This window comes from Mesorhizobium sp. M1006, assembly GCF_040318825.1.
Classification (GTDB): domain Bacteria; phylum Pseudomonadota; class Alphaproteobacteria; order Rhizobiales; family Rhizobiaceae; genus Mesorhizobium.
This window is the reverse complement of record NZ_JAMYMZ010000003.1, coordinates 247,397-271,657: the sequence shown is the minus strand read 5'-3', so window position 1 is coordinate 271,657 and position 24,261 is coordinate 247,397. Positions and strand designations below refer to the sequence as shown.

20 protein-coding genes and 1 pseudogene are annotated in these 24,261 nt (G+C 63.2%); 11 read left to right on the top strand and 10 right to left on the bottom strand.

Going from position 1 to position 24,261, the window contains the following annotated elements:
* Positions 1-4: 4 nt before the first annotated feature.
* Positions 5-1,741, bottom strand: a complete 1,737-nt coding sequence (gene ggt, locus NKH60_RS04495; protein ID WP_352871325.1) for a gamma-glutamyltransferase — start codon at positions 1,739-1,741, stop codon at positions 5-7.
* Positions 1,742-2,129: 388 nt separating this feature from the next.
* Positions 2,130-2,270 (bottom strand): annotated as a pseudogene (locus NKH60_RS04490) (sugar isomerase); the annotation flags it as partial.
* A gap of 26 nt (positions 2,271-2,296) precedes the next feature.
* On the opposite strand from NKH60_RS04490, the gene NKH60_RS04485 reads away from it, so the two are divergent.
* Both NKH60_RS04485 and NKH60_RS04480 read left to right on the top strand, forming a co-directional pair.
* Complete coding sequence (locus tag NKH60_RS04485) at positions 2,297-2,431, top strand: hypothetical protein (protein ID WP_352470139.1); 135 nt, start codon at positions 2,297-2,299, stop codon at positions 2,429-2,431.
* Positions 2,428-2,673: a hypothetical protein gene (locus NKH60_RS04480; RefSeq protein WP_352470138.1), complete on the top strand. Its 246-nt coding sequence runs from the start codon at positions 2,428-2,430 to the stop codon at positions 2,671-2,673. Before NKH60_RS04485 ends, NKH60_RS04480 begins: the two co-directional genes overlap by 4 nt.
* 67 nt (positions 2,674-2,740) lie before the next feature.
* On the opposite strand, the gene rhaI is transcribed toward NKH60_RS04480, so the two are convergent.
* Both rhaI and NKH60_RS04470 read right to left on the bottom strand, forming a co-directional pair.
* Complete coding sequence (gene rhaI / locus NKH60_RS04475) at positions 2,741-4,033, bottom strand: L-rhamnose catabolism isomerase (protein WP_352613936.1); 1,293 nt, start codon at positions 4,031-4,033, stop codon at positions 2,741-2,743.
* A gap of 124 nt (positions 4,034-4,157) precedes the next feature.
* Positions 4,158-6,260, bottom strand: coding sequence for a bifunctional rhamnulose-1-phosphate aldolase/short-chain dehydrogenase (locus tag NKH60_RS04470; protein ID WP_352613935.1), 2,103 nt, complete (start codon positions 6,258-6,260; stop codon positions 4,158-4,160).
* A gap of 187 nt (positions 6,261-6,447) precedes the next feature.
* On the opposite strand from NKH60_RS04470, the gene NKH60_RS04465 reads away from it, so the two are divergent.
* The 7 genes from NKH60_RS04465 (at position 6,448) to NKH60_RS04435 (ending at position 13,589) form a co-directional block, all read left to right on the top strand.
* Positions 6,448-7,257 (top strand): DeoR/GlpR family DNA-binding transcription regulator, encoded by an 810-nt coding sequence (locus NKH60_RS04465; protein ID WP_352613934.1) that lies wholly within the window; start codon positions 6,448-6,450, stop codon positions 7,255-7,257.
* A 55-nt stretch (positions 7,258-7,312) separates the two neighbouring features.
* Positions 7,313-8,308, top strand: coding sequence for a rhamnose ABC transporter substrate-binding protein (gene rhaS / locus NKH60_RS04460; protein WP_352448664.1), 996 nt, complete (start codon positions 7,313-7,315; stop codon positions 8,306-8,308).
* Positions 8,309-8,391: 83 nt separating this feature from the next.
* On the top strand, positions 8,392-9,933 hold the full coding sequence (locus NKH60_RS04455; protein WP_352613933.1) for a sugar ABC transporter ATP-binding protein: 1,542 nt from the start codon (positions 8,392-8,394) through the stop codon (positions 9,931-9,933).
* Positions 9,930-10,907, top strand: a complete 978-nt coding sequence (locus NKH60_RS04450; RefSeq protein ID WP_352613932.1) for an ABC transporter permease — start codon at positions 9,930-9,932, stop codon at positions 10,905-10,907. The genes NKH60_RS04455 and NKH60_RS04450 overlap by 4 nt, the downstream gene beginning before the upstream one ends.
* Positions 10,904-11,905 carry an ABC transporter permease gene (locus tag NKH60_RS04445; RefSeq protein ID WP_352871321.1) on the top strand — a complete coding sequence of 334 codons (1,002 nt, stop codon included), beginning with the start codon at positions 10,904-10,906 and terminating at the stop codon, positions 11,903-11,905. Before NKH60_RS04450 ends, NKH60_RS04445 begins: the two co-directional genes overlap by 4 nt.
* Positions 11,905-12,222 carry an L-rhamnose mutarotase gene (gene rhaM / locus NKH60_RS04440; RefSeq protein ID WP_352613931.1) on the top strand — a complete coding sequence of 106 codons (318 nt, stop codon included), beginning with the start codon at positions 11,905-11,907 and terminating at the stop codon, positions 12,220-12,222. Before NKH60_RS04445 ends, rhaM begins: the two co-directional genes overlap by 1 nt.
* Positions 12,219-13,589, top strand: a complete 1,371-nt coding sequence (locus NKH60_RS04435; RefSeq protein ID WP_352871318.1) for an FGGY-family carbohydrate kinase — start codon at positions 12,219-12,221, stop codon at positions 13,587-13,589. The genes rhaM and NKH60_RS04435 overlap by 4 nt, the downstream gene beginning before the upstream one ends.
* Before the next feature lie 36 nt (positions 13,590-13,625).
* Here the strand turns inward: NKH60_RS04435 and NKH60_RS04430 are convergent, their stop codons facing one another.
* The gene (locus NKH60_RS04430; RefSeq protein WP_352613929.1) at positions 13,626-14,876 is read right to left on the bottom strand and encodes a D-amino acid dehydrogenase; all 1,251 of its coding nucleotides are present in this window, start codon (positions 14,874-14,876) and stop codon (positions 13,626-13,628) included.
* Positions 14,877-14,919: 43 nt separating this feature from the next.
* A complete protein-coding gene (gene galE, locus NKH60_RS04425) occupies positions 14,920-15,915 on the bottom strand; it encodes a UDP-glucose 4-epimerase GalE (RefSeq protein WP_352613928.1) in 996 nt (331 codons plus the stop codon).
* Positions 15,916-16,180: 265 nt separating this feature from the next.
* On the opposite strand from galE, the gene hemA reads away from it, so the two are divergent.
* Complete coding sequence (gene hemA / locus NKH60_RS04420; RefSeq protein WP_352613927.1) at positions 16,181-17,458, top strand: 5-aminolevulinate synthase; 1,278 nt, start codon at positions 16,181-16,183, stop codon at positions 17,456-17,458.
* Between the two features lie 151 nt (positions 17,459-17,609).
* Here the strand turns inward: hemA and NKH60_RS04415 are convergent, their stop codons facing one another.
* Together NKH60_RS04415 and mscL are read right to left on the bottom strand one after the other, a co-directional pair.
* The gene (locus tag NKH60_RS04415; RefSeq protein ID WP_352488243.1) at positions 17,610-18,776 is read right to left on the bottom strand and encodes a pyridoxal phosphate-dependent aminotransferase; all 1,167 of its coding nucleotides are present in this window, start codon (positions 18,774-18,776) and stop codon (positions 17,610-17,612) included.
* Positions 18,777-18,887: 111 nt separating this feature from the next.
* Positions 18,888-19,310: a large conductance mechanosensitive channel protein MscL gene (gene mscL / locus NKH60_RS04410; RefSeq protein ID WP_352577002.1), complete on the bottom strand. Its 423-nt coding sequence runs from the start codon at positions 19,308-19,310 to the stop codon at positions 18,888-18,890.
* Between the two features lie 231 nt (positions 19,311-19,541).
* Here mscL and NKH60_RS04405 point away from each other — a divergent pair, with 231 nt between their 5' ends.
* Positions 19,542-23,030, top strand: a complete 3,489-nt coding sequence (locus tag NKH60_RS04405; protein ID WP_352613926.1) for a PAS domain-containing hybrid sensor histidine kinase/response regulator — start codon at positions 19,542-19,544, stop codon at positions 23,028-23,030.
* A gap of 3 nt (positions 23,031-23,033) precedes the next feature.
* On the opposite strand, the gene NKH60_RS04400 is transcribed toward NKH60_RS04405, so the two are convergent.
* Together NKH60_RS04400 and NKH60_RS04395 are read right to left on the bottom strand one after the other, a co-directional pair.
* Entirely contained in the window at positions 23,034-23,696 is a 663-nt protein-coding gene (locus tag NKH60_RS04400; RefSeq protein ID WP_473556440.1) for a response regulator, read from the bottom strand.
* A 119-nt stretch (positions 23,697-23,815) separates the two neighbouring features.
* Complete coding sequence (locus tag NKH60_RS04395; protein ID WP_352613925.1) at positions 23,816-24,247, bottom strand: hypothetical protein; 432 nt, start codon at positions 24,245-24,247, stop codon at positions 23,816-23,818.
* Positions 24,248-24,261: the final 14 nt, after the last annotated feature.

The following is a 24,261-nucleotide window of genomic DNA, read 5'->3' as shown; positions in this document are numbered from 1 at the left end:
GGGTCTAATACCCGATAGCCTTGCCGGATGCGGCGCGGCTGTCGATGGCGCCATTGTAGCGGGTGCCGCCGCCCTTCTCGATTTCCGCCAGGCTCTTGCCGCCGACCAGGATGCCGGCCGCCTGGCCCCAGGTCGTGTCGGCAAGATCGAGGTGGTAGCCCATGCCGGTGAGCAGCTCTTCGGTATCGGGCGACAGGCCGAAAGGTTCGATATAGACCGTGTCAGGCAGCCATTGGTGATGGATGCGCGGTGCGTCGATGGCCTCCTGGATGTTCATACCGTGGTCGACGACGTTGACGATCGCCTCCAGCGTGATGGTGATGATGCGTGAACCGCCGGGGCTGCCGATGACCATGAACGGCTTGCCGTCCTTGGCGAGGATGGTCGGGCTCATCGAGGACAGCGGCGTCTTTTTCGGCGCGATCGCATTCGCCCCGCCCTGGACCAGGCCATAGAGATTGGGCACGCCGGGTTTCTGGGTGAAATCGTCCATCTCGTTGTTGAGCAGGATGCCGGTGCCGGCGGCGACAACGCCGGCGCCGAAAGAGCCGTTCAGCGTGTAGGTTACCGCGACGGCATTGCCATCATTGTCGATGATCGAAAAATGCGTCGTCTCGTTGCTCTCGCCAAAACCCTTCGGCATCAATTCCTGCGAGACGCCGGCCCGGAACGGATCGATCTTTTCGCGAATTTCCCTGGCGTAATTCTTGTCGAGCAGTTTTGCGACCGGATTGTCGATGAAACCGGGATCTCCGAGCGCCGAATTGCGGTCGACATAGGCGTGGCGCATCGCCTCGACCATGACGTGAACCGTCTCGGCCGAACCGGCGCCGAGATAGGACAACGGATAGAACTCAAGCACGTTGAGGATCTCGCAGATGATGACGCCGCCGGAGCTCGGCGGCGGCGAGGAAATGATCTCGTAGCCGCGATAATTGCAGGTCACCGGCTTGAGCTCGCGCACCGCATAGTTTTCGAAATCAGCCCTGGCCAGAATGCCGCCCTTCTCGCCACTCGCCTTGACGATGGCGTCGGCGGTCGCGCCTTTGTAGAAGGCATCCGCCCCGCGTTCGGAAATGGCGGCCAGCGAAGCCGCGAGGTCGGGCTGAACAAGACGCTCGCCGACAGCATAGGGCTTGCCGTCCGGCTTGAGGAAAATGGCCGCCGCCGCTGGGTCCCTCGCCAACCGCTCGGCGCCGCCCTGGAGCGAGGCCGCATCGCCCTGCTCCAGCACGAAGCCTTCCTTGGCAAAGCGGATGGCCGGCGCCAGCAAGTCCTGCCGCGACAGCGTGCCGTATTTCTCCCGCGCCATCTCGAAACCAGCGACCGAGCCCGGCACGCCGACCGCCAGATAGCCGTCGAGACTGGCGCCTTTTACCGGCTTGCCGTCCTTGTCGAGATACATGGTTTTGGTCGCGGCCAGCGGCGCGCGCTCGCGAAAATCGAGGAAGGTCGAGCGGCCGTCCTTGAAGCGGATGGTCATGAAGCCGCCACCGCCGATATTGCCGGCGGTCGGATAGACCACGGCCAGCGCATAGCCGACGGCGACCGCGGCATCGACCGCGTTGCCGCCCCTCTTCAGCACCTCGACGCCGACCTCAGACGCAAGATGCTGGGCGGTCACCACCATGCCGTGCTCGCCCTTCGCCGGCTGCGGCGAGGCGGCATAGGCGAGGAAGGGTACGAAGGTCAGGGTGAGGGAAAGGCTTACGGCGATTAGCGTTCGGCGGGTGTTGTGCATGGCCGTGCTCCGAGGCGTGGGGTAGGCCTAGAAAACGCGCTTGGAGCGGTTGAGTCTACTGCGAAGATCGAAAGAATCGGGAGGGTTCGCACGCCTGTGCCGGTTCGCCTCGCAACCGCCGTTGCAATCTTCGGCGACTGCAACGGCATGGATCCTAGGGTCTCCGCTACGTCGCTTCGCTCCTGCTCCGCCCTAGGATCCATGCCGTAACTTCTGAGCGCCGCAGCGTTGGTAGCAAGGCCACGCTTCATCGCGGCTCTCAGAATTTTTCAGTTACACAGCAACTTTGTTCTTGCTTTGTGCCGGCAGCTATGCTACTAATTTGGATATGGTGCTAATTGGCTCCAACGACCCGCCCTTCGTGGCGGGTTTTCATTTTCAGCCAATATCAAACAATCCCGCCGCCGACGCTCGCCACCGCCGGCCGTTCGGCTGCGACCTTCGCCCGGTAGCCGGCGGCGCGGTAGGCGGCGACCGGATCGATGGCGCCGCCGGTCTTCAGCCGCGCCATGGCAAGGATAGGCCGCAGCCACTGAGCATGGTACAGGCGCAAGCATGGCTGATCCGAAGCAATCCCAGATCCACAACTTCAAGGACGTAGCCCGCGGGCCTGAACGCGACGACGAGAAGCCCTTGGGCGAGCGGCTCAAGAAGCTGGTGAAGTACAAGCCGACAGAGAATTTGACGTGACCGACGAGCAGTTGGTTTTGGTAGCGATCCCATCGCTTGTGGCGGTTCTGCTCAATCGCGAACAGCAAAAGGGCTCGCCTTTGACTGAGGACGAAGTCGTGGCGATCAGGGACAGCGCCGCATGCATGGCGATGCCATACGACGTCGCCGCGCAGGTGGCGGAGAAGCGCGGCTATGATGACATCAGGCTTGAGAATGCTTGGGAAGACTGGAATGCGATCCGCCCAAGCCTGGGCTTATAAACGCAACAATCGCGATTGATTCGCACCGACGACCCGCCTTAGGCGGGTTTTCGTTTTTCAGCCAATATCAAACAATCCCGCCGCCGACGCTCGCCACCGCCGGCCGTTCGGCTGCGACCTTCGCCCGGTAGCCGGCGGCGCGGTAGGCGGCGACCGGATCGATGGCGCCGCCGGTCTTCAGCCGCGCCATCGCAAGGATAGGCTCGACGTCGGTGCGATAGGCTGTCTTCAGCGTCTGCGTCGCCATCAGCGCGTCATTAGCGTCCTGGAAGCCTTCGAGCGCCTTGCGGTCGACCAGCAGCGCCTGCGCATAGGCGCGCTGCACCTCGACCGCCGACAACATCAGGCTTTCTATCGGATCGGTGACGTTATGGCTCTGGTCGAGCATGTGGGCCGGATCGAAACCTTCGGCACCGGCAAGCTCGGCATCGACCAGTTCATTGAAGACGAGGAACAGCCGGTAGGGATCGATCGAGCCGGCGTCGAGATCGTCGTCGCCATATTTCGAATCGTTGAAATGGAAGCCGCCAAGTTTCTTGAACTGGATCAGTCGCGACACGATCATCTCGATGTTGACGTTGGGGGCGTGATGGCCAAGGTCGACCAGACAGAACGCCTTGTCGCCAAGCTCGTTGGCGATGATGTAGTTGGTGCCCCAATCCTGCACGACGGTCGAATAGAAGGCCGGCTCGTACATCTTGTGCTCGGTGAACAGTTTCCAGCCGTCCGGCAGTCCGGCATAGATCTCCTTCATCGCGTCGAGATAGCGCTCGAATGCCTTGGCGAAATTGACCTGGCCGGGAAAGTTCGAGCCGTCACCGATCCATACCGTCAGCGCTTTGGACCCCAGCGTCCTGCCGATCTCGATGCATTCGAGATTATGCTCGACCGCCTGCCGGCGTGTTGCTGCATCGGCATGCGACAGCGAGCCGAATTTATAGGAAAGTTTTTGGTCCCTGGCGTCGGAGAAGGTGTTGGAGTTGATGGCGTCGAAGCCGAGGCCGAAGCGGGATGCCGCCTGCTTCAGCCGGTTCGGATCGGCCTTGTCCCAGGGAATATGCAGCGAGACGGTCGGCGTCGCCTGCGTCAATTGCCGGATGACGGCGCAGTCCTCGATCTTGTCGAAAATGTCACGCGGCTCTCCGGCGCCGGGAAAGCGGGCAAAGCGGGTGCCGCCGGTGCCGACGCCCCAGGACGGGATGGCGACGGCGAATTTCTCGACCTTGTCGCGGATGGCGTCGATGGCGATGCCGCGGCGGTCGAGGCGCTCGCCGAGGGACTCGTAGTCGCGCTTGAGATTGGCGCTGCGCGCGGCATTGTGCCTGTCGACGAGGTCGGCGGAGATGATGGTTTCGGACATGGTGGTTTCCTCCCAATTTGTGTTGGTCGGCGCTGCCCCTCATCCGCCTGCCGGCACCTTCTCCCCGTATAGTGACGGGGAGAAGGGTAAAGCTCCGGCGTCGGCGCCAACCCTCAACGACTGCTTATCGCGTAAAACTCTGTGCGTTGCCGGCGTCGACGTTGATGATGTTACCGGTCGATTTGGCCGACATATCGGAGGCGAAGAAATAGATCGCCTCGGCGATGTCTTCGGGGAACACCGACCGCTTCAGCATCGAACGCGAGCGGTAGTGCTCCTCGAGATCGTCGGTCGACATCTTGTAGGCGGCGGCGCGCTGTTCCTTCCATTCGCCGCTCCAGATCTTCGAGCCGCGCAGCACGGCGTCGGGGTTGACGACATTGACCCTGATCTGCGCTTCCGCGCCTTCCAGCGCCAGGCAGCGTGCCAGATGGATTTCGGCGGCCTTGGCAGTGCAATAGGCGGCGGCGTTTGGCGATGCGGCAAGCCCATTCTTGGAGGCGACGAAGACGACGTTGCCGCCGATCTTCTGCGCCCGAAACAGCCGGAACGCCTCCCGCGAAACCAGGAAATAGCCGGTCGACAGGATGTCCATGTTCTTGTTCCACAGCGTCAGCGTGGTGTCCTCGATCGGCGCCGAGGAGGCCAGGCCGGCATTGGAGACCAGAATATCGATGCCGCCGAATTCGACCGCCGTTTCGGCAAAGCCGGAGATCACCTGATCCTCGGACGTGACGTTGATGACTACGGGCCGCACGAAATCCTTGCCATAGGCCTTGGCAAGCTCGTCATTGGCGCCGGCAAGGGCTGCTTCGTCGATATCGGCCAGCACGACGCACGCGCCCTCGCGCAGCAGCCGGTTGGCGGTGGCCCGGCCAATGCCGCCGGCGCCGCCGGTGACCAGCGCAATCTGGCCGGCAAGAGCCTTTGGTTTCGGCAGGCGCTGCAGCTTTGCCTCTTCGAGCAGCCAGTATTCGATGTCGAAGGCTTCCTGGTCGGGCAGGCCGACATAGGTCGAGACCGTCGAGGCACCGCGCATGACGTTGATGGCGTTGACGTAGAACTCGCCCGATATGCGCGCCGTCGCCTTGTCGCCGGCGAAGGTGAACATGCCAACGCCGGGCATCAGATAGACGACGGCGTTCGGATCGCGCACCGGTGGCGAATCCGCGTGCTTGCAGCGGTCATAATAGGCCTGATAGCCGACGCGATACTCCGCCACATCATCGGCAAGACGGGCAATGACGGCATCGACGTCGGGATTTTGGGGGTCGAACTCGATGACCAGCGGCCGGATCTTGGTGCGCAGGAAGTGGTCCGGGCAGGACGTGCCGAGTGCCGCCAGCGGCCGCAAATCCCTGGAATTGACGAATTCGAGCACGGCAGGGGAATCGTCGAAATGGCCCAGCTTGTGGCTGTTCTCCGAGATCAGGCCACGGATCCTCGGCATCAGTTTTGCGGCCGCGGCGCGACGCGCAGGCGCATCGAGGGATTTGACGACTTCGCCGCCGAAAATCGGCTTGCCCTGGCTCTTGCGCTCGAACCAGTCGATCGCCTGGTTGATCACCGAGATCGTCGTCTCGTAGCATTCCTTCGGTGTGTCGCCCCAGCTGAACAGGCCATGACTGGCCAGTACGACACCCTTGGCTTCGGGGTTTTCGCGGCAGAATTTCTCCAGCCACAGGCCGAGCTCGAAGCCCGGACGTTTCCATGGCAGCCAGCCGATCGTGTCGCCGAAGATCTCCTTGGTCAGCGCCTGCGAATCCTTGGCGGCGGCAATGGCGATGATGGCATCGGGATGCATATGGTCGACAAAAGGCTTCGGCACGAAGGCATGCAGCGGCGTGTCGATGGAAGCCGCACGCGGGTTGAGGTTGAAGGTGCAATGGGGCAGATAGCCGACCATCTCGTCTTCATGTTCGAGGCCGCGATAGAGACCTTTCAGCGCCCGCAATTTGTCCATGTAGAGCGTGGCGAAGCCGTCGAGCTTGATCGAGGCGCTGTCGCCGCCCGAGCCCTTGACCCACAGCACTTCCACGCTCTCGCCGGTGAGCGGATCGTTTTGCCAGATCTTGGAGGAGGTGTTGCCGCCGCCATAATTGGTGACGCGCTTGTCGGAGCCAAGAACATTCGAGCGATAGACCAGACGTTCGGGCTCGCTCATTGCTTGCGCTTTTGCGTCATCCCAAAGATTGGCGAGGCGCGTGCCGGAGCGCTTGTCGAGCATAGGTATCCTCCCTTTGGGACACGCAAACGGCGCGGGTCCCTTTTGTACGAATTTCTACGCAAGCAGCGGCCTTGTCAATCACAAACGATCAATATCAGTCATATTGCATTGCACAATGAAATTATCTGATCGGAAATGATTGACACTGCGCGCTTTGGGTGACTAGATGCTCCGGCAGGGAGGAACCATGCACGAGAAAGAGCGCCACAGGATCATTCTGTCCGCCGTCCAGGAAAAGCCTGTGGTGACGGTGCAGGAGATGGTCGACCTGACGGAGTCGTCGGAGGCGACGATCCGGCGCGACATCGCGGCATTGCATGTGCAAAAACGGCTGCGCCGGGTGCGTGGCGGCGCCGAGGCGCTTTTGCCGCCGCAGTTCATCGGCCTTGCCGGCCGGCCCTTTTCCGTCAACGAGACCATCAACGCTTCGCAGAAGCGGGCAATCGCGCGGGAAGCCGTCGAACTGTGCAAGGACGGCGAGCCGATCATCATCAATGGCGGCACCACCACCTTCCAGATGGTGCATTTCCTGACCGGCCGCCGCATGCCGATCTTCACCAATTCCTTCCCGATCGCGGAGCACTTGCTCAGGCACTCCAAGAACACGGTGATGCTGTCGGGCGGCACCATCTACCGCGAGCAGAACATCATCCTGTCGCCGTTCGACAATGACGTGACGCGCAATTTCTACGCGCGCCGCATGTTCATGGGCGCGCAAGGGCTGGGGCCGCTCGGTCTTATGGAAGGCGACCCGCTGCTGATCCAGGCCGAGCAGAAACTGATCGACCAGGCAGACGAATTGGTGGTGCTGGTCGATTCCTCGAAGTTCCGCAAACGCTCGAGCCTGATCCTGTGCGGCCTGTCGCGCATCGCCACGGTGATCACCGACGACGCCATCGAGGATCGCGAAGCCAACATGCTGGAGACTGCCGGCGTGACGCTGATCATCGCCCGCACAACGGCAACCAACAAGGAAGAATCTTCGCTGCAGGCCTGAGAACCACTCACGCCCGCAGCGGCGATGGAATGCAACGCTCAAGGGAGGATATTCGATGAGCTTTCTGAAGAAACTGATGGTTACGGCGGCGTTCTCCGCCGCCATGTTCGTGAATGCCGCCTACGCCGAAAACGTCAAGATCGCGCTGGTGGTGAAGTCGCTCGGCAACGGCTTCTTCGACGCCGCCAACAAGGGCGCCGAAGAGGCGGCCAAGGAGCTCGGCGATGTCGACATCATCTACACCGGCCCGACCAAGGCGACCGCCGAAGCGCAGATCGAAGTGGTCAATTCGCTGATCGCCCAGAAGGTCAATGCCATCGCCATTTCGGCGAACGACGCCGACGCGCTGGTGCCAGTGCTGAAGAAGGCGATGCAGCGCGGCATTACCGTCATCTCGTGGGATTCAGGCGTCGCGCCGGAAGGACGCCAGCTTCACCTCAACCCCTCCGATACCAACCTGATCGGCGAGACCATCATCAAGCTGGCCGCCGACTACCTGCCGGAAGGCGGCGATGTCGCCATCCTGTCGGCTTCTTCGACCGCGACCAACCAGAATGCCTGGATCGACGCGGCCAAGAAGGTGCTGCCGGAGAAGTTCCCCAAGATCAAGCTCGTCGCCACCGTCTATGGCGACGACGACTCGGCCAAGAGCACGGACGAAGCCAAGGGCCTGCTGAAGTCCTATCCGAACCTCAAGGCGATCATCGCACCGACCACGGTCGGCGTCGTTGCCGCCGCGCAGGTGGTGACCGATGAAGGCCTGATCGGCAAGGTCAACGTCACCGGCCTGGCGCTGCCGTCGGAGTTCAAAAAGTTCATCGACAATGGCGCCAGCCAGGCGGTTGCGCTGTGGAACCCGATCGATCTCGGCTACTCCGCCGTCTACCTCGCCCACGACCTGGCGGTGAAGAAGGAAGAGGCCAAGCCCGGTGCTACGCTGTCGATCGGCCGCGTCGGCAAGGTCACGCTCGACGACACCAACTCGGCTGCGATGGCTCCGCCCTTCCAGTTCGACAAGTCGAACATCGAAAAGTTCTCCAAGATCTATTGATCCTGGGACCTTCGAAACGGTGCGGCGGGGCTCAGGTTCCGCCGCGCTTTCAAACGAACCTTGCTACAGGGCTTGATACGATTATGGACACGACAGCCCAGCACGAAGTGGCACATGAAGCGCCTTTGTCATCCGGACCGCGCCTGACGCTGTCCGGCATCTCGAAAAGCTTTCCCGGCGTGCGGGCGCTGCACAATGTCGGCCTGTCGCTCTATCCCGGCCAGGTAACCGCGCTGATCGGCGAAAACGGCGCCGGCAAGTCGACGCTGGTCAAGATCATGACCGGCATCTACCAGCCGGATGCTGGCACGATCAGCATCGACGGCCAGCCGGTCATACTGCCCAGCGCCCACGCCGCGTTCGGGCATGGCATCACCGCCATCCACCAGGAAACCGTGCTGTTCGACGACCTGACGGTGGCCGAAAACATCTTCCTCGGCCATGCGCCGCGCACGCCTTTCAAAACCATCGACTGGCGCACCATGCGCAAGAATGCCCGCGAGGTGCTCGACACGATGGGCGCCGGCCATATCGACGCCGACGCCAGGCTGAAGGACCTCGGCATTGCCAACAAGCACCTAGTCGCGGTTGCCCGCGCCATGTCCATCGACGCGCGGATCGTCATCATGGACGAGCCGACGGCAGCGCTTTCGATGAAGGAGATCGAAGAGCTTTTCCTGCTGATCGAATTCCTCAAGAGCGACGGCAAGGCGATCCTGTTCATCAGCCACAAATTCGATGAGATCTACCGCATCGCCGACCGCTATACCGTGTTCCGCGACGGCGAGATGGTCGGCGAAGGCCTGATCAAGGACGCCGGCCAGAGCCAGATCGTGCGCATGATGGTCGGCCGCTCGGTCGATCACATCTTTCCGCAGCGCAAGGCCGAGATCGGCGCGCCGGTGCTGGCCGTCTCCGGCCTGTCGCACCCGACCGAGTTCGACGACATAGGCTTCGAGCTGCACAGGGGCGAAATCCTCGGCTTCTACGGCCTTGTCGGCGCCGGGCGCAGCGAGGTGATGCAGGCGATATCAGGCATCACCCGCACCAGCGGCGGCACGATCACGCTGGAGGGTAAGGCAATCGCGCCGAAATCGGCGGCGGATTCGATCGACGCCGGCATCGTCTATGTGCCGGAGGAGCGCGGCAAGCAAGGCGTGGTGATCGGCCTGCCGATCTTCCAGAATGTCTCGCTGCCCTCGCTCAAACGGACATCCAAGTCCGGCATATTGCGGCTGGCCGAAGAGTTCGCGCTGGCCCGCTCCTACACCGAGCGGCTCGATCTGCGCGCCTCCTCGCTCAGCCAGGACGTCGGCACGCTGTCGGGCGGCAACCAGCAGAAGATCGTCATCGCCAAATGGCTGGCGACCGCGCCCAAGGTGATCATCCTGGACGAGCCGACCAAGGGCATCGACATCGGCTCGAAGGCGGCCGTGCACGGCTTCATGGCCGAGCTCGTCGCGCAAGGCCTGTCGGTGATCATGGTGTCGTCCGAATTGCCGGAAATCCTCGGCATGTCGGACCGCGTCGTCGTTATGCGCGAGGGCCGCATTGCCGCGGTCTACGACAATAAAGGGCTCGACGCCGAAACCTTGGTCAGGACGGCAGCGGGGATCGCGGCATGAAGGCTCTTCTCAAACACCGCGAGGTCTGGCTGCTGGCGGCAATCGTCGTGCTGATCGGGCTGATCTCCACGCGGTTTCCAGGTTTTGCCGATCCGGCCAACCTGCGCCAGGTGTTCAACGACACGTCGATCCTGATGATCCTGGCGCTCGGCCAGATGGTCGTCATCCTGACCCGCTCGATCGACCTGTCGATGGCTTCAAATCTCTGCTTCACCGGCATGGTGGTGGCAATGCTGAACGCCGCGCATCCGGCGATCCCGATCCCGCTGCTGATCGTCATCGCACTGCTGGTCGGCCTGGTGCTCGGCGCCATCAACGGCCTGCTGGTATGGCGGCTGAACATTCCCTCGATCGTGGTAACGCTCGGCACCCTCACCATCTACCGCGGCGCCACGTTCGTTATTTCAGGCGGCGCCTGGGTCAACGCCGACCAGATGAGCGCTGAGTTCATCGGCCTGCAGCGTGCGGCTTTCCTCGGCATTCCGGTACTGTCGTGGATCGCCCTGCTGGTCATTGCATTGTTTTTCCTCGTGATGACGCGCACCGCGCTCGGCCGCTCGATCTATGCCATCGGCGTCAACCCGACCGCATCGGTCTATGCCGGCATCGATGTCGGCCGGACGAAATTCATCGTCTTCTGCATCTCGGGGATGATCGGCGGCCTCTGCGGCTATCTGTGGATTTCGCGCTACGTCATCGCCTCGGTCGAGGTCGCCAACGGCTATGAGCTCAACATCATCGCCGCCTGCGTCATCGGCGGCATCTCGATCGCCGGCGGCATCGGCTCGGTCGGCGGCGCCGTGCTCGGTGCGCTGTTCCTCGGCATCATCTCCAACGCGCTGCCGGTCATCAATATCTCGCCCTTCTGGCAGATGGCGATTTCAGGCAGCGCCATCATCCTGGCCGTGGTGCTCAACGCGCGCGGCGAACGCCGGCAAGGCCGCATCATCCTCAAGAAAGCGGAAGCGGCATGACCGACACCCCTGCCCCACGCCACATTCCCGATCGGCTCGACAAGCCGCTGACGTCGGCGATCTTCTCATGGGAGGCGCTGCTGGTCGTCGTGGCGGTTGCCATCTTTGCCGTCAACAGCTTTGCCTCGCCCTACTTCCTCGACGCGTGGTCGTTGTCGGACCTGACCTTCAACTTCACGGAAAAGGCGCTGATCGCGCTGGCCATGGCGCTGCTGATCATCTCCGGCGAAATCGACCTGTCGGTGGCCGCCATCATCGCGCTGGCGTCAACAATGATGGGCATGGCGGTGCAGGCCGGCGCCGGCATGCCTGAACTGGTGGCAATCGGCCTCGTCGTCGGGCTCGGCTGCGGCGCCTTCAACGGACTGCTCGTCACCAGGCTCGGCTTGCCGTCGATCGTCGTCACCATCGGCACGATGAGCCTATTTCGCGGCATTGCCTTCATCATCCTCGGCGACCAGGCCTACAAGGGCTATCCCGCGAGCTTCGCCTTCTTCGGCCAGGGCTATGTCTGGTGGGTGGTGTCGTTCGAACTGACGCTTTTCCTGGTCGCGGCAGTCGTCTACTGGTTCCTTCTGCACCGGACGAGCTTCGGCCGCCGGGTCTTTGCCATCGGTAACAACCCGGTCGCGGCGCAGTTTTCCGGCGTACGCGTCGGCCGTATCAAATTCATCCTGTTTTGCCTGACCGGCCTGATGGCGGGCATCGCCTCAGTGCTGATCACATCGCGGCTCGGCTCGACCCGGCCGTCGATCGCGCAGGGCTACGAGCTGGAAGTCATCACCATGGTGGTGCTTGGTGGCGTCAGCATCCTGGGCGGGGCCGGCAGCATAGTGGGCGTGGTGCTCGCGGCCTTCACCATGGGGCTGGTGACCTTCGGCCTCGGCCTGCTCAATGTGCCAGGGATTGTTATGTCGATCTTCATCGGCCTGCTGCTGATCATCGTCATCGCGCTGCCGATCCTGTGGCGGCGAGTACGGCGGGAGCGCTTTGCCTGATGCCGGAGAAATACGCGTTCAAGATGAAGCTCAATCCGGGCATGAAGGCCGAATACAAGAAGCGCCACGACGACATCTGGCCGTCGCTGGTCGAGCTGCTCAAGCAGGCCGGTATCTCCGATTACTCGATCCATCTCGACGAAGGGACCAACACCTTGTTCGGCGTGCTGTGGCGCCGTGACGACCACGGCATGGACGAATTGCCGAAGCATCCGGTGATGCAGCGTTGGTGGGCCGAGATGGCGGACATCATGGAGACCAAGCCGAACAACGAGCCGGTGGCGGTGCCGCTGGAAACAATGTTCCATATGGAATGACCCGCCACGTCGCCGTCATCGATATCGGCAAGACCAACGCCAAGGTGGCGCTGGTCGATCTTGCCGCAGCAAGCGAAGTCACGCTGCGCAGGATGGTGAACGAGCCGGTTCGGCAAGGCCCATACCCGCACCATGACGTCGAGCGGTTATGGGCGTTTATCCTTGGCAGCCTAGCCGAGATCGATCGCGAGCAGTGCATCGATGCGATATCGATCACCACCCATGGCGCAACGTCCGTGCTGGTCGACGCATCAGGCGAGCTGGCGCTGCCGGTGCTCGACTACGAATTCGACGGTCCGGATGCCCTTGCCGGGGACTATGACACGATCCGTCCGGCGTTCTCCGAGACCGGCACGCCGCGCCTGCTGGCCGGCCTCAATCTCGGCGCGCAGCTGTTCTGGCAGCAGAAGCGCTTTCCGGCGGATTTCGCCAGAACCTCCGCGATCCTGATGTATCCGCAATACTGGGCCTTGCGCCTGACCGGCGTCGCCGCCAGCGAGGTGACTTCGCTCGGCTGCCACACCGATCTGTGGAACCCGTGGAAAGCGGATTTTTCGTCGCTGGTCGACCGGCTGCAATGGCGCCGGCTAATGGCGCCGGTGCGGCAGGCCAAGGACCGCTTGGGCCCGATCCTGCCCGCGCTTGCGACACGGACCGGGCTCGACCCGCAAACGCCGGTGTTTTGCGGCCTGCACGATTCCAACGCCTCGCTGCTGCCACATCTCCTGTCCGACCGACCGCCTTTCTCCGTGGTCTCGACCGGCACCTGGGTGGTGTCGATGGCGGTTGGCGGCAACAAGATCGCGCTCGACCCGGCCCGCGATACGCTGGTCAATGTCAACGCGCTCGGCGATCCCGTGCCGTCGGCGCGCTTCATGGGTGGCCGCGAGTTTTCCGTGCTGACCGAGGGCCAATCGGAGAACTGGACGGAAGACGATGTTGCCACGGTGCTGGCGCGCAAGACGTCCCTATTGCCCTCGACCCAAAAGGGTTCGGGCCCGTTTCCGCATCATACCGCATCATGGCTTAACGCGGACGGTATGAGCGTCGGCCAGCGCTTTGTCACCATCTCGTTCTACCTGGCGCTGATGACCGCGACCTGCCTCGACCTGATCGGCGCGGACGGTCCAACCATCGTCGAAGGACCCTTCGCCCGCAACCGGCTGTTCACCCGCATGCTGGCTGCGGCGACGGCGCGTGGCGTCATCGCCTCCGAGGCCGCCACCGGCACCAGTATCGGCGCCGCCTTGCTGGCGTCGGACCAGGGGACACCGCAAGGCAGAGGCGAAAGGACCGAACCGTCGGCCGATCCACTCTGGACAAGTTACGTGCGCTCCTGGCGTTCAGCGGTCGACGAACGAGCCTGACCGCCGAGCTCATGGCGCCCTGATGTCCGGAGATGCCTAGCCCGCATAGAGCAATCCTTGCGGATCGATCTCCGGCTTGCGGCCGGCGACCACATCGGCAAGGAACTTTCCCGAGCCGCAGGCCATGGTCCAGCCGAGATGGCCGTGGCCGGTGTCAAGGTAGAGATTGTCGTATCGCGCCCGGCCGATGACCGGCACGGAGTTCGGCATCATCGGGCGAAGTCCAGCCCAGAGCTCGGCCTTGCTCTCGTCGAAAGCGCCGGGGAACAGGTCCTTGGCGGTGTTCAGGATCGAGTTGAAATCGCGTGGCTTGAACGTGCGGTCGAACCCGGTGAACTCCGCCGTCGAGGACATCCGCAGCCGATTTCCCAGCCTGGAATAGCCGATCAGCCGGTCCTCGTCGGCGCCACCCATGATCGGCCCCTTGCTTTCATCTTCCAGCGGAACAGTCACGGTATAGCCCTTCACGGGATAGACGGGCAGATCGATGCCGTAGCGGCGGCCGAGCAGACCGCTCTCCGGCCCCATGGAAATGACCACCGCGTCACCCGCCACCGGGCCGGCCGAGGTCATCACGGCGCGCACCCGGTCGCCGTCGATGTCGAGGCCTTCGACCGTGGTGCCGTAGAGGAATTGGACGCCGAGTTTCTCGGCGGCATAGGCAGCGAGGTTCTGCGTGAATTGGCTGGAGTCGCCGGTCTGGTCGATCGGCGAATAGACGCCGCCGGCTATCTTGTCCTTGGCGCCGGCAAGGCCGGGCTCGAGCTCGACCAGCCGGTCGCGGCCGACGATCTCGATCGGCAGGCCGTGTTCGCCGAGATAGCGGTAATTGTCGGTGCCGGTATCGAAACTCTGCTGCGAGCGGAAGAAATACAGAATGCCTTTCTTGCGCTCGTCATAGTGGATGCCGGTCTCGGCCGAGACGGCGTTGATGCAGTCGCGCGAATAGAGCGCCAGACGCAGCTTGACGTCGGTGTTGGCGCGCATGCGCTTATGCGTGCACTGGCGCAGGAAGCGCAGGCTCCAGGCGAAAAAAAACGGATCGAAGCGCAGCCGCACCTTGATGCCGAGATCGTGGTTGTAGAGGCCGCGCAGGAGCGTCTTCAGCGCGGCTGGCGAGGCCCAGGCGGTGGCGTCCCCGGGCGACACCAGGCCGGCATTCGACCGGCTGGTGCCGCGTGCCGCCGCCGGATGGCGCTCGATCACCGTCACCTCATGGCCGTCGCTGGCCAGATAATAGGCCGCCGCCGTACCGACGACGCCGGCCCCAAGCACCAGGATTTTCATTCCGCCCCCAGCCCGCTGAGCCAACCTTTGCGGAGAGCCCACTTCACCCCAGAGCCGAATTCTTGCTGGTCAGGATGCGCTCCCAGGCAAGCGCATCGGCAACGATCTGGTCGAGGTTGTCGCGCTGCGGGGTCCAGCCGAGCTCGCCGCGCGCCAGCTCCGAATTGGCGACGACCGCGGCGGCGTCGCCGGCGCGGCGATCGCCCATCCGTACGTCGAAATCATGGCCGAAGACGCGACGGACGCTGTCGATGACCTCGAGCACCGAATAGCCGTGGCTGTAACCACAATTGGCGACCAGGCTCGATCCGCCGGCACGCAGCCGCTGAAGCGCCAGCCGATGCGCCGCCGCCAGGTCGCTGACGTGGATATAGTCGCGCATGCAGGTACCGTCCGGCGTCGGATAGTCGGTGCCGAACACCTGCATGAAGGGGCGCTTGCCGAGCGCCGTCTCGCAAGCGACCTTGATCAGATGCGTGGCACCGGGCGTCGACTGGCCGGTGCGGCCCTTCGGATCGGCGCCGGCGACGTTGAAATAGCGCAGCGCCGTATAGCGCAACCCATGGGCAATTGCCGCGTCGCGCAGCATCCATTCACTCATCAGCTTGGACAGGCCATAGGGCGATTCCGGCGCAAGCCGGGCATCCTCGCGCACCGGCTCCAGGCCGGCGCCGCCATAGACGGCGGCGGTCGAGGAAAAGATGAAATTGGGCACGCCTTCGCGCACCGCGGTCTCGATCAAGGTGCGCGTCTTGCAGGTGTTGTTCTCGTAATAGGCAAGCGGGTCAGCGACCGATTCGGGGACCACGATCGAGCCGGCGAAATGGATGATCGCGTCGATCTTATTGTCGCGAATGATCGAAGCGACCAGTTCCCTGTCGGCGACGTCGCCGACGACGAGCTTTGCTTCCGGGGCCACCGCCCATTCAAAGCCGGTAGAAAGCCGGTCGAGGACGACGACGCTGTCGCCCGTGTCCAGCAATTCCCAGACCATATGGCTACCTATATAGCCGGCACCGCCTGTCACCAAAACCGTCATCCGCATCCTCGCTATTCATGATTTATCGGAACTGTCTCAATCGTCGCCGTACTGGAAAATCCGCCGCCAGGCCATTAAAACCTGCGGTAACCAGTCTCATCGGCGCGTGGCATTGTCCTGAAACAAGATTGATCCACATCAAGGGAATAGGCCACGTTCCGTGGTCGTTAGGAACAGGCTCGGGGCGTGGCATTTTGACCAAAAAGGCCAGGTGGACGACGAATGGGCCAATGACTATGATCCCGCGCAAAACTGGGAAGGCGACATGAATTATCAGCGGTTTTTCGAGGAAGCGATCGACCAGCTCCATGCGGAGCGTCGCTATCGCGTCTTCGCCGACCTTGAGCGTATCGTCGGGAAATTCCCACGCGCCATCTGGCGCGCCAATGGCCGCGCCGAGGAAATCACCGTCTGGTGCTCCAACGACTATCTCGGCATGGGCCAGCATCCCGACGTCATTGCCGCGTTCCAGAAGGCGGCAGGCAAGATGGGGTCGGGGGCCGGCGGCACCCGCAACATCTCCGGCACCAGCAACCCGCTGGTCGAGCTCGAACTGGAGCTTGCCGACCTGCACGACAAGGAAGCGGCACTGGTTTTCACCTCCGGCTTCGTTTCCAACGAGGCGTCGATCTCGACCATTGCAAAGCTGCTTCCCAATTGCCTGATCATCTCGGACGAGCTCAACCACGCTTCGATGATCGAGGGCGTGCGGCGCTCAGGCGCCGAGAAGAAGATCTTCCGCCATAACGACGTCGCGCATCTCGAAAGCCTGCTGCAGACGGCCGGCCGCGAGCGCGCCAAGCTGATTGTCTTCGAGAGCGTCTATTCGATGGACGGCGACATCGCGCCGATCAAGCAGATCGTCGATCTCGCCGAGCGCTACAACGCCATGACCTACATCGACGAGGTCCACGCCGTCGGCATGTACGGGCCGCGCGGCGGCGGCATCACCGAGCGCGAAGGGCTGGCCGACCGCATCGACATCATCGAGGGCACGCTGGCCAAGGCGTTCGGCACGCTTGGTGGCTACATCGCCGGCACCAGCGCCGTGATCGACGCGGTGCGCTCCTATGCGCCGGGCTTCATCTTCACCACGGCGTTGCCGCCGGCGATCGCTGCCGCGGCAACCACCTCGATCCGCCATCTCAAGCGCTCGCAGGCCGAGCGCGATGCGCAGCTGCGTCAGGCGACGCGGACCAAGCAAGTGCTGGCCGCGGCCGGCCTGCCGGTGATGGAGTCGCCTACCCACATCGTGCCCCTTCTGGTCGGCGATCCCGAGCTCTGCAAGATGGCCAGCGACCGCCTGCTCGGTGTGCACGGCATCTACATCCAGCCGATCAACTACCCGACAGTGCCGCGCGGCACCGAGCGGCTGCGCATCACGCCGACACCGTTCCATTCGGACGCGTTGATTGCGTCCCTGCAGGACGCGCTGGTCGAGACATGGGATGCGTTGGGGATTCCTTACGGTTCGGCGGGCCGACCGTCGGTCGCCAAGAGCGACCGCGTCATTCCGTTGCTGGTGCCGAAGTCGGGCGGCTGAAGCCCGTTTGAAACTCTACTCCGGCGGCCATCTGACGCGGCTTTCTGCGCTTCCGGTGCTCACGGACCCAAATGTCCGCTGCGCTCCGGTTCTCGAAACCCACGCCAGCTGACTCGCCGGAGCGAGTTTGAACTCGGGGCTTCGAGGCAGCTCACATATTCTTCATCCATTTCGCCAGCCGGTGCGCGGCTTCCTCGAGCTGGTCGAGACGGCGGTGGAAGCATAGCCTGAGAAAGGATTCGCCGCCGGGGCCGAAGGCGGTGCCGGGAGCCAGGCCGACATTGGCGCGGTCGACCATGTCGAAGGCGGCAGCGCGGGAATCGGTGATGCCGTCGACCGCGAAGAACAGATAGAATGCGCCCTGCGGCACGGTGAACCGCGCCCTGCCGGTTTCGGCGAGAATGCCGCACACCAGGTCGCGCGCCGCCCTCGCCCGCTCCACCTGCTCGACGATGAAGGCGTCGCCCTCATCGAGGGCAACGACGGCGCCGCGCTGCATGAACTGCGCAACGCCGGACGTCGAATACTGGACCAGGTTCTCGAACACCTGCTGCAAGGCGGGATGGATCTTGATCCAGCCGATGCGCCAGCCGGTCATCGCCCAGTTCTTGGAAAAGGAATTGACGAACAGGATGCGATCCTCATCGGCCATGATGTCGATGAAGGACGGCGCGCGACTATCGCCGTAATGAAACAGCGAATAGATCTCGTCGGCGATGATCCACAGGCCCCTTTCGCGGGCAAGGTCGAGGATCGCCTGCAGCGTCTCCTTGTCGGCGGTCCAGCCGGTCGGGTTGGACGGCGTGTTGACGAACAGCGCCTTGGTCCGCGGCGTGATCGCGGCTGCGATCTTGTCGACATCGCAGGACCAGCCATTGCCCGACTGGTCGAGCGTGACCGCGACCGGCACGGCGCCGGCGACGCCGGCGGCGGCGGCGAAGTTCGGCCATGCCGGCGACAGGTAGACGAGTTCGTCGCCCTTGCCGGCCACCGCGTCGATGGCCATCTGGATGGCATGCATGCCGGAGCCGGTGACGATGAATTCCTCGTTGGCGAAAGTCTTGCCGAAATGCCTGGTGTAGTAGCGGGCGAGTGCCTGCCTGAGTTCGGGAATGCCCCGCTGCCAGGTGTAGAAGGTTTCACCGCCGGCGAGTGCCTTGGCGGCGGCATCAGTGATGAAGGCAGGCGTCGGCAGGTCGCCCTCGCCGGCCCAGAGCGGGATCATGCCGTCGCGGCCGCGGCCACGGTTCATGACGGCGACAATGCCGCTTTCAGGCGCCGCCCGCGCTTCGGCGCGCAGAGTATCGATCAGGGTCATGGATGGGTCCGTTTTCGTTTGCTCGACTGCTAGCGTGTTTCAGGGCGGACGAAAACAGAAAACCCCGGCCGCAGGCGACCGGGGTTTTGGTCCAGAAAGTTACCGCAGGCGCTACTTTCTGGCGAGGAGATCGCGAATTTCGGTGAGCAGCGCGACATCGGCCGGCGGCGGGGCAACCGGGGCGGCCGGTTTCTCGCGCTCCAGCCGCTGGCGCAGATTGTTCACCGCCTTGACCATCAGGAAGATGATGAAGGCGAGAATGAGAAAATTCAGCGCCACGGTGATGAAACTGCCATACGCAAAGACCGCGCCCTGCTTCTTTGCGTCGGCCAGCGATGTGGCGTTGACGGCTGAAGACAAGGGCAGAAAGTAGTTGTTGAAGTCCAGTCCGCCGAAAATCGCCCCGATAATCGGCATGATGATGTCGTTGACCAGCGAATCGACGATCTTGCTGAAGGCAGCGCCGATGATGACGGCGACGGCCAGGTCCATCACATTGCCCCTGGAAATGAATTCCTGAAATTCTTTCAGCATTCGACCCTCCTTGTCCTGACCGGCCGTGCTGCCGTCCACGCCTCGGCATCGACCGGCGGGCAGAATAGCAAAAACCTGCGGTTGCGACAGGCGCAAAGACGTGTTTCCCCGGCCTGGATTGCGCGAAGCCGCGGCCATAATGCGCCGAAAGCCGCGATGGACTCGGTGGCGAAGCTGTGATTGCGTCTGCAAGGCCGGATGAAAAATCGGCGCAGGGAGGAAGTTCGAGCCGTGCAGGGCTGGTTCATCGTCATCATCGCGATCGCCTATGTGACGTTGCTGTTTGCTATCGCCAGCCTGGGCGACCGGCGCTCGACTTCATCCGGGCCTGGCCGCGCCCGGCCCTTTATCTATGCGCTCAGCCTCGCCATCTACTGCACCTCCTGGACCTTCTTCGGCTCGGTCGGGCTGTCCTCCGAGCGCGGCCTGGAGTTCCTCGGCATCTATATCGGACCGGTGCTGGTGTTCGTGTTCGGCTTTCCGCTGCTGCAGCGCATCGTCAGGCTGGCCAAGACCGAGAAGATCACCTCGGTCGCCGACTTTCTCGGTGCCCGCTACGGCAAGAGCTTCGCTGTCGCGGCGATCGCCACACTGATCGCGACCATCGGCGCGGTGCCCTATATGGCGCTGCAATTGAAGGCGATCTCGGGCTCGGTCAGCCTGATGGTCGAGCACTATACCGGCTCGCCGCCGTCGTTCGATCCGTTCGTCAGCGACATCTCGCTGGTCGTTGCCATGCTGCTGGCGCTGTTTGCGGTGCTGTTCGGCACGCGCCACGCCGATGCCACCGAGCACCAGGACGGGCTGGTGCTGGCGGTGGCAGTCGAAACCGTGGTCAAGCTCGCCGCCTTCCTGGCAATCGGCCTGATGGTCATGTTCCTGATCTTCGGCGGGCCAGGCGACATGTTCGACCGGCTCGCCGAAAACACGCAGGTGCGCCAGGCGATGGGCTACAACACCTCGCTCGCCACCTGGCTGGTGCTGACATGCCTGAGCGGCTTTGCCATCCTCATGCTGCCGCGCCAGTTCTACGTCACCATCGTCGAAAATCGCAGCGAGGCCGAGCTGCGCACCGCGACATGGGTGTTTCCGCTCTATCTGGTGGCAATCAACCTGTTCGTGCTGCCGATCGCGCTGGCCGGCCTGGAACTGGTCGGCCCCAGGACCAGCAGCGACCTTTACGTGCTGTCGCTGCCGCTGTTCAGCGGCCACGACGTGCTGGCCATGGCCGCCTTCATCGGCGGGCTGTCGGCGGCGACCGCAATGGTGATCGTCGAAAGCGTCGCGCTGTCGATCATGATCTCCAACGACCTGGTCATTCCGTTGTTCGTGCGCCGGCTGCTGCGGACCACGACATCCGAGAACGAGGACTGGTCGACGCTCATCCTCAATGTACGGCGGGCGGCGATCTTCATCATGCTGTTCATCGCCTTTCTCTACTACCGCGAGAGCACCAATAGCGCGCGGCTGTCCTCGATCGGCCTGATGTCGTTCGCCGCGATCGCGCAGTTCGCGCCGGCAATGATCGGCGGCCTGATCTGGCGCGGCGCCAACGGAAGGGGTGCCGCACTTGGCATGGTCGCCGGCATCGTCGTCTGGAGCTATACGCTGCTGCTTCCCTCGCTCGTCGCGCCCGATACCGGCATCCTCGTCCACGGCCTGTTCGGCTTCGATGCATTGCGGCCGCAGGCTCTTTTCGGCACCGTCGCCGAGCCGCTGAACCATGGCGTGCTGTGGAGCCTGTCGATCAACACGATTTTTTTTGTGTTCGGCTCGCTGTCGCGCGCCTCCGTGCCGCTGGAACGCATCCAGGCATCGATCTTCGTGCCGCGCGAGGCGGGGCCGCTGCCGAGCCTGCGCCGCTTCCGCACCACCATAACCGTCAACGACCTCAAGGACACGATCGCGCGCTATCTCGGTGTCGAACGCACCGAGCGGTCATTTCAGTCGTTCGAAAAGAGCGGCGGCACTTCACTGCACGGCAACGAACAGGCCAGCATGGATGTCATCCGCTTCTCCGAGCAGCTTCTGGCCAGTGCCGTCGGCTCCTCTTCGGCGCGGCTGATCCTGTCGCTGCTGCTGCGCCGCAACGACCGCGAATCCAAGGACGCCTTCCGCCTGCTCGACGACGCCACGGAGGCGCTGCAGCACAATCGCGATCTGCTGCAGATCGCACTCGACCAGATGGAACAGGGCATCACTGTCTTCGACCGCGATTTCCGGTTGATTTGCTGGAACCGCCAGTACCGGGCGCTGTTCGACCTGCCCGACGAGATGGGCCAGGTCGGCGTCTCACTCGATCGTATCCTGCGCCACCTTGCCGAGCGCGGCGATATACCGGCAGACCAGCGCGTCACCATGCTCAACCGCCTGACCAGCTTCGTCAGCCCATGGCAGATGGAGCTGAAGACAAGCGGGCGCATCCTGGAATTGCGCTCCAATCCGATGCCGGACGGCGGCATCGTCGCCACCTACGCCGACATCTCTGGACGCGTCGAGCAGGATCTGGCGCTGAAGCGCGCCAACGAATCCCTGGAACAGCGAGTGAAGAGCCGCACCGCCGAGCTCACCCGCGTCAATGAGGAGCTGGCGCAGGCGCAGATGCTGGCCGAGGAGGCCAATCTCGGCAAGACCCGCTTCCTCGCTGCCGCCGGCCACGACATCCTGCAGCCGCTGAACGCCGCCCGCCTCTATTGCTCGTCACTGATCGAGAAGACTGGCAAGGGACCTGCCGGCAAGGCGGCGATGAACATCGAATCGTCGCTGGAATCGGTCGAGACCATCCTCGGCGCGGTGCTCGACATTTCGCGCCTCGATGCCGGCGCGATGAAGCCGGACGATACGAGCTTCGGCCTCGACGGGCTGCTGCGCCAGATCGGCAACGACTTCCGGCCGCTTGCCGCCGAAAAGAAGCTCGAACTCTCGATCATGCCGTCGTCGCTCAGCGTCATGACGGACCGCAATCTGCTGCGCCGGCTGATCCAGAACCTGGTCTCAAACGCCATTAAATACACGCGCCATGGCCGCATCCTGGTCGGCGTGCGGCGGCGCGGCGAATTGGCCGAGATCCAGGTTATCGACACCGGCATCGGCATTGCCGGCGACAAGCTCAACACCGTGTTCCGCGAATTCACCCGGCTCGACGAGGGCGCACGCGAGGCGGAAGGCCTCGGCCTTGGGCTCTCCATTGTCGACCGCATCGCCCGCGTCCTGCGCCTCGAAATCCGGATCTTCTCCAACCCAGGCAAGGGCACACGCTTTTCCGTGTTGCTGCCGGTGGTGGCCGTGCAGGCACCGCGGCGCGAGGCCGAGGCGAAGCCGCCTGCCCGTGCCGCGGCCTCGCTTGCCGGGCTCCATGTGCTCTGCATCGACAACGACGCCCGCATCCTCGACGGCATGCGGCTGCTGCTCGAGGGTTGGGGCTGCAGCGTCGACACGCTTTCCGGCGCGGAGGATCTCGAGAGGTCCGGCATGCATCGGCCGGACATCGTGCTTGCCGACTATCATCTCGACAACAGGACCGGCCTCGAATTGATCGCCCAGTTGCGTGCGATCCATGGCGAGGACTTGCCGGCCGTGCTGGTCACCGCCGACCGCTCCAGCGAGGTTCGCGCCGCTGCCGGCAGGCTCGACGTGCCGGTGATCAGCAAACCACTGAAACCGGCAATGCTGCGCTCGATGATGGCCAGGGTCAGGCCGCTGGCGTCGGCGGCCGAATAGGAATCAGCCGGCCGTCTGCAGCGGGTCGCTGCCGATTTTGGACAAAAGGATCACCGCCTGCGTGCGGCTGTCGACGCCGAGCTTCTGCAGGATGGCCGAGACATGCGCTTTGATCGTCGCTTCGGAGACCCCGAGCTCATAGGCGATCTGCTTGTTGAGCAGTCCCTCAGCCAGCATGCCGAGCACGCGCGTCTGCTGTGGAGTCAGCGCTTGCAGGCGCTTGATCAGGTCGGAAATCTCGGGATCGCGCTCGACACCGAGATCGACCCCGGCGGGTGCCGCGATATCACCTGCGAGCACCGACTGCACCGCATTGCGGATCTCCTCCATGCTGGCCGATTTGGAGATGAAGCCGGAGGCGCCGAGATCGAGCGCGCGCCGGATCGTCACCGGATCGTCATGCGCCGAGACCACCATCATCGGCACCGCCGGATGGATGCCGCGCAGCGAAATCAGGCCGGAAAGACCGCTTGCCCCCGGCATCGAGAGATCGAGCAGCACCAGATCGACATCCTCATTGGCCAGGACCAGCGCCTTGGCGCTTTCGAAATCGCCGGCCTCGTGAATGGCGGCAACGTCTCCGATGCCCGCGAGTGCCTCCCTCAATGCACCGCGAAAAAGCGGATGATCGTCGGCAATGACGAATGTGTAGCCCAACGGTGATATCCCTCCCCGACTCCCATTGGCGATGTTCCGCCTTGCAGGATCTGAACGATTGTAACGCTACGCCTGCCGTCCGGCGTGGGCGGCTTGCTATTCCCGCCCCAGGTCTTTTTGCGAATTGCCTAGGTCTTTTGCGAATTGGGCTTGGCGCCGTCTTCGTCCTTGTCCATGTCCTTGACGATATCCATGAAGCTGCGCAGGAAGCGCTCCATGTAGCCCATCGTCTTGTTGAAATCCTCCTCGCTGGGCAAAGTCGATTCGAAACGGGCGGCAAGCGAATTTTCGAGCTTGGCGACGCGTTCGTCGAGCGCCTTCACCGAACTTTGCAGCCGGTCGACCTCGCCCTGGAAGGCGGCGCGCTCGTCGGCCGCCATCTTGCAGACGAGCTGGCCGGAACGCTCCTCGCAGAGCGACATGGCGCCGGTTTGCGTATCCATGCGGACATAGCCATTGGCCGATTTCTCCAACCGGTAGCGATCGGCTTCATCGGAAAAGGCCGACGCCGCGACAAGCGACACCAGTGCTGCGGGGATCAAGACGTGTTTCAGACGCATGTTTTCCTCCATGA